The 11,204-nt window shown below is 50.0% G+C and carries 12 protein-coding genes; 7 read left to right on the top strand and 5 right to left on the bottom strand.

Going from position 1 to position 11,204, the window contains the following annotated elements:
* The coding region (locus tag KNP62_RS13985; protein ID WP_214786040.1) for a helix-turn-helix domain-containing protein at positions 1-345 on the bottom strand (345 nt) is incomplete at its 3' end.
* 242 nt (positions 346-587) lie between these two features.
* Between KNP62_RS13985 and KNP62_RS13980 the strand changes: the two genes are divergently transcribed.
* The 5 genes from KNP62_RS13980 to KNP62_RS13960 all read left to right on the top strand — a co-directional run bounded on the left by KNP62_RS13980 (position 588) and on the right by KNP62_RS13960 (position 3,455).
* Complete coding sequence (locus tag KNP62_RS13980) at positions 588-1,439, top strand: DegV family protein (RefSeq protein ID WP_214745697.1); 852 nt, start codon at positions 588-590, stop codon at positions 1,437-1,439.
* Between the two features lie 19 nt (positions 1,440-1,458).
* On the top strand, positions 1,459-1,785 hold the full coding sequence (locus KNP62_RS13975; RefSeq protein WP_074036441.1) for a thioredoxin family protein: 327 nt from the start codon (positions 1,459-1,461) through the stop codon (positions 1,783-1,785).
* Between the two features lie 87 nt (positions 1,786-1,872).
* Positions 1,873-2,274: a (4Fe-4S)-binding protein gene (locus KNP62_RS13970; protein WP_214786039.1), complete on the top strand. Its 402-nt coding sequence runs from the start codon at positions 1,873-1,875 to the stop codon at positions 2,272-2,274.
* 14 nt (positions 2,275-2,288) lie between these two features.
* Positions 2,289-3,182 carry a DUF5996 family protein gene (locus KNP62_RS13965; protein ID WP_214786037.1) on the top strand — a complete coding sequence of 298 codons (894 nt, stop codon included), beginning with the start codon at positions 2,289-2,291 and terminating at the stop codon, positions 3,180-3,182.
* Complete coding sequence (locus tag KNP62_RS13960) at positions 3,183-3,455, top strand: GNAT family N-acetyltransferase (protein ID WP_214786035.1); 273 nt, start codon at positions 3,183-3,185, stop codon at positions 3,453-3,455.
* A gap of 37 nt (positions 3,456-3,492) precedes the next feature.
* On the opposite strand, the gene KNP62_RS13955 is transcribed toward KNP62_RS13960, so the two are convergent.
* The 3 genes from KNP62_RS13955 to KNP62_RS13945 form a co-directional block, all read right to left on the bottom strand.
* Positions 3,493-4,218 carry a DUF4261 domain-containing protein gene (locus KNP62_RS13955; protein ID WP_214693859.1) on the bottom strand — a complete coding sequence of 242 codons (726 nt, stop codon included), beginning with the start codon at positions 4,216-4,218 and terminating at the stop codon, positions 3,493-3,495.
* An 84-nt stretch (positions 4,219-4,302) separates the two neighbouring features.
* A complete protein-coding gene (locus tag KNP62_RS13950; RefSeq protein WP_214786033.1) occupies positions 4,303-6,624 on the bottom strand; it encodes an ABC transporter permease in 2,322 nt (773 codons plus the stop codon).
* 12 nt (positions 6,625-6,636) lie between these two features.
* Entirely contained in the window at positions 6,637-7,335 is a 699-nt protein-coding gene (locus KNP62_RS13945) for an ABC transporter ATP-binding protein (RefSeq protein ID WP_214786031.1), read from the bottom strand.
* Positions 7,336-7,496: 161 nt separating this feature from the next.
* On the opposite strand from KNP62_RS13945, the gene KNP62_RS13940 reads away from it, so the two are divergent.
* Together KNP62_RS13940 and KNP62_RS13935 are read left to right on the top strand one after the other, a co-directional pair.
* Positions 7,497-8,327 (top strand): DegV family protein, encoded by an 831-nt coding sequence (locus tag KNP62_RS13940; RefSeq protein ID WP_214786029.1) that lies wholly within the window; start codon positions 7,497-7,499, stop codon positions 8,325-8,327.
* 297 nt (positions 8,328-8,624) lie between these two features.
* The gene (locus KNP62_RS13935) at positions 8,625-10,304 is read left to right on the top strand and encodes a sensor domain-containing diguanylate cyclase (protein ID WP_214786027.1); all 1,680 of its coding nucleotides are present in this window, start codon (positions 8,625-8,627) and stop codon (positions 10,302-10,304) included.
* 45 nt (positions 10,305-10,349) lie between these two features.
* Here KNP62_RS13935 and KNP62_RS13930 read toward each other — a convergent pair whose 3' ends face one another.
* The gene (locus tag KNP62_RS13930) at positions 10,350-10,991 is read right to left on the bottom strand and encodes a homing endonuclease associated repeat-containing protein (protein WP_074036465.1); all 642 of its coding nucleotides are present in this window, start codon (positions 10,989-10,991) and stop codon (positions 10,350-10,352) included.
* Positions 10,992-11,204: the final 213 nt, after the last annotated feature.

Below are 11,204 nucleotides of genomic sequence, written 5' to 3'. Positions count from 1 at the left end.
GTGCTGGTTGTTCGTCGTGTAGGAGGCACGCGACCGTCGTCTCGATTTGAAGGCCGGGAAGCCGCCCGTCCCGGCGAAGAACTTCGCGAACGCGGTGTCCAGATTCAGCTTCGCATTCGCGAGCGCGAGACTGTCCGCCTCGGCGAGGAACGGGAACAGGGGCTTGTAGGAGGCGGGTGTCGCCGGTTTCCGTCTCGTTCCGCTCCCCGCCTTCGCCTCCTCGCGGATGGCGATGCGGTCCTCGAGTAGCTTGTTGTAGATGAACCGGGCGCAGCTGATCGTCTTGATGAAGAACTCGGCCTGTGCCGGCGTCGGGTGGAGCCTGTATGTGTAACCTTTCAGCATGTCCGTCCCTTCTCCCTTCAGAAGATCGTGATGTGTTCTCCTCGTCCGATACCCGCGGAAGGGAAGGGAGAATCTGACGGAATCACGAACTTTTGTTCGTCACATCTGTCACAGGGGGAGAAGACTGTTGGACCGGGCGATTCATTTCCCCCCTACGCTGGGCTTCGCCCCGAGACGCTTAGAGGAGGGAGAATTCTCGCCTGATTTAGTTAAAATGAACGACTATTGGAGGCTTTTTAGTTATGACAAAAATTGCATGGATTACCGACAGTATGGCCAACTTTTCACAAGAAGAGGCATCACGTCTCGGTGTCGATATCGTCCCGATTCAATTGATTGTGGATGGCAACGGCTACAGTGAAACAAATCTCTCGCTTGAAGACTTGCATCGGTATATGATTGACCAAAAGAAAGAAGCGAAGACGTCACAACCGATTTTCGGAGATTTCATCGGCCGCTACGAGCGTTTGAAAGAAGAAGGATATGACTGCGCGATCGCCGTTCACTGTTCGAACGGGTTGAGTAGCACGGCGAAAAACTCAAAGGCAGCGGCAGAGGCGGCTGACTTCAAAGTATATACGATCGACTCGCACGCCGCGCTCGAAGCGCAACAAGAGCTCGTTCGAATCGGAAAAGCTGCTGAACAAGAAGGTAAATCTGTCGAAGAGATTGTCGCATTGCTCGAGGCATGGCGCGATAAGAAAAACTTCTTCATGATTATCGGAAACATGGAAACGATGCGCCGCGGTGGCCGCGTTTCTTCGGGTGAGCTGTTCCTTGCGAACATCTTGAACATCAAACCGATCATCACGCTCGATGAGACAGGGAAAGTCATCCCGTTCAAGAAGGCACGCTCGCTGAAGAAAGCCTATGCGGAGATGGTCGGCGAACTCGAACGTCGTCATGCGGAGAATGGTGTGAAGGATAACCGAGTGTTCGTCCAGACGGCGCTCGCACCGAAGATGCAAGACGACCTCGTCGCGCTCATCGAGTCGAAATTACCGGGTCTTGAAGTGGTACGGACACGATTCTGTCCATCCATCGCGGTACATGCCGGGTTTGAGACGGTCGGTGTCTTGTGGCTCGACGCTTAATCAATAGGAGGAATGTAAGATGGAAGCAATGACAACCTTGACTGGATTGAATGAACGGATTGCGAGCACGGAACAACTGCTCGTCTACGTATCACATCCAGGATGCAGTGTCTGTCATGCCCTGAAACCTCAAATCGAAGAGATGCTTCATCAATTCCCTGACATCGAGGCGGTCGCGGTGGATTCGGACGAAGTCCCGGAAGTTGCGGGATCCTTCTCCATTTTCACGGTACCGGTCGTCCTCTTTTTCATCAACGGGAAAGAGATGCTACGCCGGGCACGATTCGTCCCAATTGGTGAACTGACGCATCAACTCGAACGCATGCAAGAAATGAGACAAGCCTAAAATCAACCCATCATCCGATTTAGAGGATGATGGGTTTTTTTCGTAAGTGAACGGGTAAAGACCCGCAAACACATAAGGGGTGATTCGATGCGAGGCAAGCAATACGTGGGAGAATCGATTGATGTGTACTACGACGTGTCGCTCTGCGTACATGCGGCAGAATGTGTACGTGGGCTACCGGAAGTGTTTGATACGCAACGGAAACCGTGGATTTTACCAGATGGTGCCGAGGCGCCAGATGTCGCGACGGTGATTGAACGTTGTCCGAGCGGTGCCCTCCAATTCGTCCGAAAAGATGGAGGGGATGCGGAGACACCAGATGTACCGACATCCGTAAAATTAAACGATTGGCAACAAATCGAAGTGCGGGGTGACCTTCAGATCAATCAAGGCGATGAGGTCATTTCGACTTACCGAGCGACACTATGTGGATGCGGACAATCTGGGAAACGTCCGATTTGTGACCATAGTGGTGCGTGTAAAGGATGAGAGGATGATGGGGGATGCACATTCCACTGCATTCAGAATGGCACGATACGAAATTGACCTTACATTTGATTTCGCAGCTTCTCGGAAAAATTAAGCTCAAACTGGCACCACCAGAACCGCAATGGGGGCACGTCTCGTTGCCGCTCACGGTGCAAGGTTTCACGACAGGGTTGTTGTTTGAAGGAGAGCGGGCACTACAGATTGATGTGGACTTACTGACCTCTTGCCTCGTCGTCCATGTCGAGGAACAGACGGACGCCATCCCGATTGAAGCGGGCAAAACGATTAAGTCTTATCATGATGATTTGTTCGCGCGCCTTCGTGAACACGGGGTACACGTGAACATCAATCCGAAACCACAAGAGATGGCCTTCAAAGGGTTACTCGATACGGATGAGACACCGCTCGCCTATGACGCGACGTATGCCCGAAAAGGATTGAGACTGTTTCAGCGGGCGGCGCACGAACAACTGACATATTTATCGAAATTGCGATGTCGGAAAATCAAACCGGCTCTGTTTTGGGGAACGTTTGATGTCTCATCACTTGTCATCTATCCGATTGAACATCCATTTCCGGAAGATAAAATAATCGAACGTGTCGCCTTTGATGAACAGTTGGTCGAATTTGGATTTTGGCTCGGAGACGACGTGACGGATCGTCCGAGTTATTTCGTGTTGCCGTATCCGTTTTTATTCAGACCGTTACCGACGGAGGCGTTGAAGCCGGAAGCGGGTTATTATGACGCAGAGAAGAGCGAATTTTTCTTGCCGCTTGATGAAGCGACGAATGGTCACGTACAAGACTTTTTGTCCACCTCGTTCGATATCTTGATGCGTGAAATGGACTGGACGACACGCGATCATTTCTTCATCCCCTTAAAATTAGAAGAGGAGAGTGCTGAGTGAATGGACATCAAACAAAAAGAAAACACATTTTATGTGGGAGACGAGGCTGAACCATCGGCGGAACTGCACTACGTACCGACGGGACCCGACAAACTGATTGTCGACCATACGTATGTCAGTGACGACCTGCGAGGCCAAGGGATCGGGGAGAAGCTCGTCCTCGCTGTCGTCGAATATGCACGGGAGCAAGGGAAGACGATCATCCCGCTCTGTCCGTTCACAAAAAATCAGTTCGACCGTCATGAGGAGTATCACGACGTGTTGGCGACATAAATAAAAATGGAGCGCCACGAGGCGCTCCATTTTCGAGTTATTCTGCTGCTTGCGGGACGAGGTAGATTAAGCCGAACGGGTTGTGCAACAAGTTGTCGATTGTCGTTCGCTCATCTTCACCCATCTCGACCGTGAAAGCACGTCCGTCTTCGAATGCGAAATGGTCGCCATCACCGAACATCGCTCCGCCTGAAATGAGGTGGAAGTTGAACGAGTGAATCACGTGGATGGCATCTTCGATCTCGAGTGTCATCGGTACGGCCACGTCCGCATGTCCGAACGCTTTCATTCCCCACGACATATAAGCATTCTCTTCTTCCGTGATTGCCGTCAACAGCGAGTAGTCGAGCGCAAGGTCTTCTTCTTTTGACTCTTGCCATTCGTCTTTCGAGAAGGAAACACCAGCCGACTCGACCATGACACCGACCCCACCGGCATTCAAGACGGCATTTGCGGCACGACGCGCAGCGGCGACGTCTGTCAAATCGTTGACGTCGACAATCAAGTAGACGACATGCGTGTGACGGGCGATTCCTTTTGCGACTTTCGGTGTGAATCCACCAGAACTCGCGTGGATCATGGCCTCGGCAAGAGCCGGGTCACGTTCCACGACTTCTACGGTGAACGCTTTGCCCGTCTCATCTTCGAGTAGCAATAAGCCGGCCATCGTGTAGCCTTCACTATGTAAACTGATTTGTTCGTTCACGCCTTCCGCGGAAGACCAGTTCCCGGGAATGGCGAGCATTACTTGTGTACGATTCATGTCAATCATCCTTTTCTGCAAAAGTCAGGCCCCTCTTCTAGAGAGGCCTGGTCTATCTCTTATTATGCCCTATTTTGGCATAAATTATTCTTGATATGTCTTTAATACTTCCTGAAGTGGGATTTGATCAATCTTCCGTCGGCTGACGAACGTGCTCAAGAAGAAGAGGAGAACGACCGCACCGAGCGTATAGACGATATACATCCATTCGAATTCAAGCGGGAGGACAAGCCCGTAATCCTCTGCGAATACGACGATGATGACCCGAAGCGTCAACAAGGCGATCGGAATACTTAAGAGGGCCGAGACGAGCGCATAGATGAAGTAGCTGTTTAGAATCATCGAACGGACTTCTCGTTTTTGGTATCCCATGACCTTTAATAACGAAATGACGTAGTAGTTCTTCTCGACCGTCAGCGCCGTCAGGACGAACAGGATGCTGAAGGCGATGAGAGACGCACCACCAATCAAGACATTCATCATGAAATTCATATATTGATTGATGGACTCGGATTGCTCAATCAACCCTGGACGGGACAGGATGGTCGGATAGTCTGAGTCGTTCGGGCGCTCCGTCGCATAAATGCCATTGAACAACTCGTCCGTCGCGCCGTCGGTAAGTAATTCACTTAGCGTCGCCCGGGGCAAATAGGCGAAGTCTCCAGAGAATTCATCAGCAATCCCGACAATCGGATAGGTCAGCGTCTCTTCGTTCAGTTCGATATCGATGTCCTGACCGACTTCAAGTCCGAGTTTGAGGGCGAGTGACGAGGAGACAATCAGTCCGTCGGGTTCAAGTGTCAATGTGTCACCATCTTCGTTACGTAGCGGGAACAAGGTGTTGTCGATCTCTAAACCTTTCAACGTAATCAATTTCTCTTCAACAAATGCGAACGGATAAGTGAGGAACGGCTCTTGTCTGTCTTCGATTGGCGGTGAACCGTCCGTATAGGCTTCGTATTCATACACTGCTTCATTCAAACCACCCACGGTCATTCGATCGACGGCCCCGTTCATCATGAGGGCGAAGACGATGAGGATGGTCGAGAACAAGATGCCGAGGAAGAAAATGAGGAAGCTTCCCGTGCTCTTGACCGCATACAAGTATTTGAACTTCGTTTTGCCGCTCGCGCGTTTCAAGAGTCGACTGACGAGCCGACTCAGGCGATTCAAGGAAACATTGTCCCGAGGCGATAAGAGGGCGAGGGCGCTTTCTCCCATGATCTTGTAAATAACCGCTCCCGCGACGAGTGCGAAGAAAAGCAGTGGCGCAAATACGGCCGTTAAAAAGACGAGTGGACTTTGCGCGATGGTGATGGACGGTAAGAGATAAAAATCGAGATACAGTTCTTTCAACGGGTCTGCAAAATAAAGACCAAGGAAATAGCCGATGATTAGCATGAAGAAAGCGAAGATTAAGATGAGGACGAGATAAGGTGCTGCGATTTGTCGACGACTGTACCCGATCGCCTTCAACAGTCCGATTTGACCGCGTTCCGCCTCAAGCATATTCGAGATCAGGATGGCGACGATGATAACGGCGATGGAGACGATAAAGAGGCTGAGCCCGAGCGCCATCACTTTCCCAGATGAGATTTCACTATAAATCGCACCGCTTCGGATAATATTTTCCGTCTCCATGACAGACACGACAAACGGTAGGTCGAGATCGGTCATGACGGTCTGGTCCGTCACACCGGAGAGGCGGAACGATTCTTGTCCGACGGTCGATTCGAACGATTCATCTGTCATGAGTAAGAGCGTTTGGGAGCCGGGATCTAGATTGAAAAAGTTGTCGTCGAAGAGGGGGAGGGTATAGTCCGGGAAGAGGACGAACCCGCTGACGGTGAACGGTCTGCCGAGGTCGATTGTGTCCCCGATTTCAATTCCATTCTCTTCAGCATACTTTTTGTTCAAGGCGACCTTGTCGTTCGTGCTCGGTCTTGCTCCTGCCTCCACATAGGAGCGGTTAATTGTATCGGATTCTTTTAGCAAGAGACCGCGATGTTCCGCGTCACCGAGTGTGTACGTGATGGCTTTTAAATCACGGAGTTCAATCGTCGCCTCTGGCATTTCTTGTTTGACCGCATCGATGCGTGACGCAATTAAGCGATTAAAGACTTCCTCGTCAGATTGTTTGATGTCGGCTAGTGTGAAGGCTCCGGCTTCAGCGAGTGCGGCGACATCGGGGTCACGTAATTCTTCTTCCGTCACTCGGTTGAGCATCTCGATGGCGAAGTCTTCTTGGTTCGATTCTTCCAAGTATTCCTCGGTCGGGACTTCGATTCCGCTAATCCCATAGAACATCATCGTGTACGTGAGTGAACTCATGACGATGATGATGGCGATGGCGAGCAGTTGCATCCATTTCTTACTGAGCGTCTTCCATACATTTTTGTACAGCATGTCGCCACCTCCTTATCCCCAACGAATGTCACGTGCTGCAACGCGGGTGTCGTGATGGGTCACTTCGACGATTCGACCGGAGTTCATCTTGATGACATCGTCCGCCATGTCACTGATTCCGTTATTGTGCGTGATGACGACGATCGTTTTTTGATACGTCTCGTTCAGTCGCTCCAACAGCTCAAGCACCTTTTTCGAATTCTCCTCGTCGAGCGATCCCGTCGGTTCGTCACAGAAAACGATTGCTGGATTTTTAGCGAGACTTCGGGCGACAGAGACCCGTTGCTGTTCGCCACCGGATAGTTGATAGGGATATTTATCACGTGCTGTCGCGAGCCCGACTTGGTCGAGCAACTCATCGATGGGGAGCGGGTCTTTCGTCAAATCGGACCCGATTTGTACGTTCTCATAGACGGTCAAGTTTTGAAGGAGATTGTATTGTTGAAAAATGAATCCGAGGTGGTCGCGCCGAAACGCCGTCATCTGTTCGGGGGACAAGTCGGTGAGTACCGTGTCTCCGAATGTGATTTTGCCGCTCGTCACGGTGTCGAGTCCGCTGATGACGTTGAGTAGTGTACTTTTCCCGCTTCCGCTCGGTCCGAGGATGACGACGAACGCGCCGTCACGAATGCTTAGGTTAATCTCTTTCAACGCGGCCGTTTCCACGTCGCCGATCTTATAGGTTTTATTGACGTTCTCGAGCTGAATCATCTCTCGTTCGCCTCCTTTGTTCATTATGTATTATGTACCCTTTTCGAAGTCGGATTGGACAAGTTGCATATAGGATGTTTTGAAAAAATAGTGAAACCGCTTCACCTGTGATAAAATAATATAACCAGGTACTAAAAACTTTTTTTAAGGGAGAACTTTTCATGAAAATTGCATACATCACGGACAGCACGATTGTCCTTCCAGATGCTTTAGTGAACCACCCAGATATTCATATCGTCCCGCTCTATGTCGTCAAAGGGGACCAACCGTATAAAGACGGGATCGAAGTCGATGCCACGACCGTCTATGAATGGATTGATGCCGGGGAGCGCGTTTCAACGAGCCAGCCAGCCATCGGAGATTTTGTCACACTGTATGAGAAGTTGAAGGAAGAGTACGACATGGGAATCGCGATTCATTTGTCTTCTGACTTGAGTGGAACGTACTCGGCGTCTGTACAAGGTGCTGAGATTGCAGAATTTAAGTTACTCGCTATTGATTCACGAGCGGGGATCTATACGATGGGGCTCATGCTGGAAGAGTTGATTGAACGTGTCGAACGAGGCGATGCGCTTGAAGACGTGGAAGCCTACATGAAGGAACGCGTTGAAGACGTACGGATTGAGCTGACCCTGCAAAATTTGACACAAATGCAAAAAGGCGGACGCATCTCAAAATCGAAGGCGTTAATCGGGAACATGCTTCAATTGAAACCGGTGCTCCGATTCGAGGATGGGTTGATTGTCCCATATCAGACGGTCCGCACGTATAAGAAAGCACAGGCTCACTTATTCGAAGTGTTGCGTGCAGCGATCGAGTCTGGTGAGTGTAAAGACGTCTCGATTTTCCACGGCAACGTTCCTGAACTCGCACAAGAGTGGAAAGAGCGACTCGGTGACAAGATTCCGATTCGGGTCGACACACTCGCACCGCTCCTCGGGGCGCATACGGGATCTGGGTCGATTGGAATCTCGTATTTGAAAGCGAAATAATTCATGAAGGCGGTTCTCGTGAGAGAATCGCCTTTTGTATGCTTCAATGTTGTTTTTGCTTTCGTAAAAATAGAAATGTGATTGTCAGTGAATAGATCAGTAGGAACGTGATGAGAAACATGGAAAGATCCATCGTTATAGCCTCCTTTCATTGACTGTTGCCGACATTCATGTCTACAAAACTTCTGATTGGGAATCTTTTCAATATTTCATTGTCTCAACTTTCAAACAATTGCTGGAATGTTTTTGCATTACGGGTCATACTAGAAAAAATGAACGAGAAAAGGGGAGAAGACGATGCGATTTCGGAAGTATCTAGTTCGGAGCTGGCTCGCGTGGGCAATCGTCTTCACAGGTGTGACGTATTTGACCTTGCACCACCTGGAATCGTTCGACTGGCCGTTGTTTTGGTTTATCTATACGCTAGGCGCTTTGTTCGTCATGAACCCGCTCAAGCGTAGACATCTCCATTTCACGTTCCATGAGATGTTCGTCTTTATCACGTTCTTCCTTTACGGGCTCGCCCCGGCCCTCCTGATGGGTCAACTTCTTTTGTTGACCTTTCAAGCGAGGACGTTCAATCGTCGGGTCGGACGTCGTCGTTTCTTACATTTCTATCCTTTGAATACGGTGATCGAGTGCCTTCTCGTCCTGTTACCGGGACTAGCCTATATCGGGCTCGGTGGACGCATCGGGGAGCCTGTTCATTTGATGCAAGAGGGAGTAGCGATGTTGGCGTTCCTAGGCACGCTTTTCCTGGTCCTGACGATGAGTTTTGCCTTGTCTTACTTCATGGTCGGGGAGCGGATTCCGTTCCCAATCATGTGGCGATTGATTCGATTTGACTGGCTCGTCGTGTCACTCGAACTGTTGTTCACGATGATTGCCATCGAATCGTATCACGTGTTTGGGTACGTCGGACTCATCGTCACGTTCTTCGTGCTATCTGTCTTAAAAATGACGATGTCAAAAGCAACGGAGACAGAAGAGACGAAAACAAAAGTCGATCAGGTCGAGCGATTGAAAGAACAGCTGTACCGTGTCGATAGCGAGCAACTGTTGATTGAAAAGTTTTGGAACGGATTGCGTGACATCGTAGAAGTTGAACGTGGATGGCTGCAAGTCAACCGAAAAGGGGAGCGAACGTTTTACGACATGACAGGACGCATCATCCCGAGTGTGCCGGACGCCTATACAATCGAGCGTTATCATGACGAAGATGAGCCATGTTTCGTCTATGATTCGTTACATGAATGGCACCCTGAGCTACAACAACAGCAACAAGAGCTGCATCATTCGGCGCTCGTCATCCAGCCCGTTTGGGGAGCAGCGACGGCCGTCAGCTGTATGGTATCGACGACAGCCAACGGGGCATATGAGACACCGATTGCCATCGAAGTGAACCGGCTCCTAAAAACGTTGTCGTGGTCGATCGAGCGAATCGATGAGCGGGACCGCTTGCAGTATGAGAGTTTGACGGACCCGTTGACGGGCTTACATAATCAACGGGCGTTACGCAGCTGGACGACAGAACGATTGAATGACGTGGCATCCTATCCGCTCTCGCTTTTCCTCGTCGACTTGGATCATTTCAAGTCGATCAACGATACGTATGGACATGCGTTTGGGGATGAGGTGTTGATTGAGGCAGGACAGTTATTCACGCGCAGCGTTCGGGCGACGGATCTGGTGACGCGGTATGGTGGGGAAGAATTTGTCTTCGTGTTTCCCCGAATGGATGAGGCGGCAGCCCATCTGGTCGGTGAAAAGATACGTGAAGCGTTGAAACGCCATGATTTTGGTACGGAAGGGACGCGCATCACGGTGACGGCGAGTATTGGGATCGAGACGATTCATGAATATGAAGACCTGGATACAGTACTCCGGCATGCGGACCGAGCCATGTATGTCGGGGCCAAGTTTAATGGTCGTGACCGGGTCGCCCACTATCAAGAACTATCCACAGAAGTCAGATGAAAGGAGGATCCACCAAATGGCGGATCCTCCTTTTGTATGAAAAGATTATGAGTTCGTATTATAAAGTTCTGACTCCACCGCATGAACGGCGGCTGACCAAGAGCCGTAGCGATGTAGGATCGCTTTTGTCGAAGGCTTGTTGTTGCGTTTCGCCCATTCTCGATATGCTTCGAATGAGAGGGAGAAGCCCATTTCCTGAATGGCCTCACGTAGCGCATTGGATAATTCTGTTTTCGAATAGGTCACACTTGCCTCAAGTCCTGCCTCGGCACAGGCATCATGCCACGAACCGAACGTCTTGACGATATGATAATGGCTCGGTGCCTTCGGATGGAGCTTTCGCCATTGCTGATACTTCTTCAAGGTGATGATCGAGCCCATGTCTCGCGAATAAAGTGCAAGCGTCTCGATGATGTCCTCACGTGTATACTTCGGCATTTTGTCTGGCAATTCGACAGTTGCTTCTCCATGCCATTCATAGCCTGCGATGGCAAGTGCCTCAGCCCATGACCCGAACTGTCTGATGATGGATTCAGGAGATGGCCAATTCTGTTCCATGGCAAAGCGACGGTAGACAGAGCGGCGTGGACGTTCCTTCAACAAGTCCCCGAGAAGGCGGATGCAATGGATCATCCTCTGTTGTTCGGTGGACAGGTGATGGGATTTAGTGGTTAGCGTTTGACTCAATGATGGTTCCTCCTTCCGTGGACTCAATTCTGAACCGACAAAGATGAAAAAAATGCTCCTACAATCATACTATCGGATGGTTTTTCGGATTTATTAACGTGATTTTGAAAAATATTAAACAATTTCTAAGAATTGGATAGGTCTAAAGTCACAGATAAACATTTCAAAAAATGGTAACAGTTCTATTACAAATTAAATCGAATTTCGAGATAA

The organism is Exiguobacterium sp. s183 (assembly GCF_018617655.1).
GTDB lineage: Bacteria > Bacillota > Bacilli > Exiguobacteriales > Exiguobacteriaceae > Exiguobacterium > Exiguobacterium aestuarii_A.
The sequence above is the reverse complement of the archived record's forward strand: the minus strand, read 5'-3'. Positions and strand labels throughout refer to the sequence as shown.

Bases quoted from the DNA above. Each gene is read 5' to 3' on its own strand.
- KNP62_RS13935 (WP_214786027.1), top strand. From the start codon at position 8,625: ATGCGATTTCGGAAGTATCTAGTTCGGAGCTGGCTCGCGTGGGCAATC.
- KNP62_RS13955 (WP_214693859.1), bottom strand. From the start codon at position 4,218: ATGAATCGTACACAAGTAATGCTCGCCATTCCCGGGAACTGGTCTTCC.
- KNP62_RS13960 (WP_214786035.1), top strand. From the start codon at position 3,183: ATGGACATCAAACAAAAAGAAAACACATTTTATGTGGGAGACGAGGCT.
- KNP62_RS13975 (WP_074036441.1), top strand. From the start codon at position 1,459: ATGGAAGCAATGACAACCTTGACTGGATTGAATGAACGGATTGCGAGC.
- KNP62_RS13945 (WP_214786031.1), bottom strand. From the start codon at position 7,335: ATGATTCAGCTCGAGAACGTCAATAAAACCTATAAGATCGGCGACGTG.
- KNP62_RS13950 (WP_214786033.1), bottom strand. From the start codon at position 6,624: ATGCTGTACAAAAATGTATGGAAGACGCTCAGTAAGAAATGGATGCAA.
- KNP62_RS13965 (WP_214786037.1), top strand. From the start codon at position 2,289: ATGCACATTCCACTGCATTCAGAATGGCACGATACGAAATTGACCTTA.
- KNP62_RS13980 (WP_214745697.1), top strand. From the start codon at position 588: ATGACAAAAATTGCATGGATTACCGACAGTATGGCCAACTTTTCACAA.
- KNP62_RS13940 (WP_214786029.1), top strand. From the start codon at position 7,497: ATGAAAATTGCATACATCACGGACAGCACGATTGTCCTTCCAGATGCT.
- KNP62_RS13970 (WP_214786039.1), top strand. From the start codon at position 1,873: ATGCGAGGCAAGCAATACGTGGGAGAATCGATTGATGTGTACTACGAC.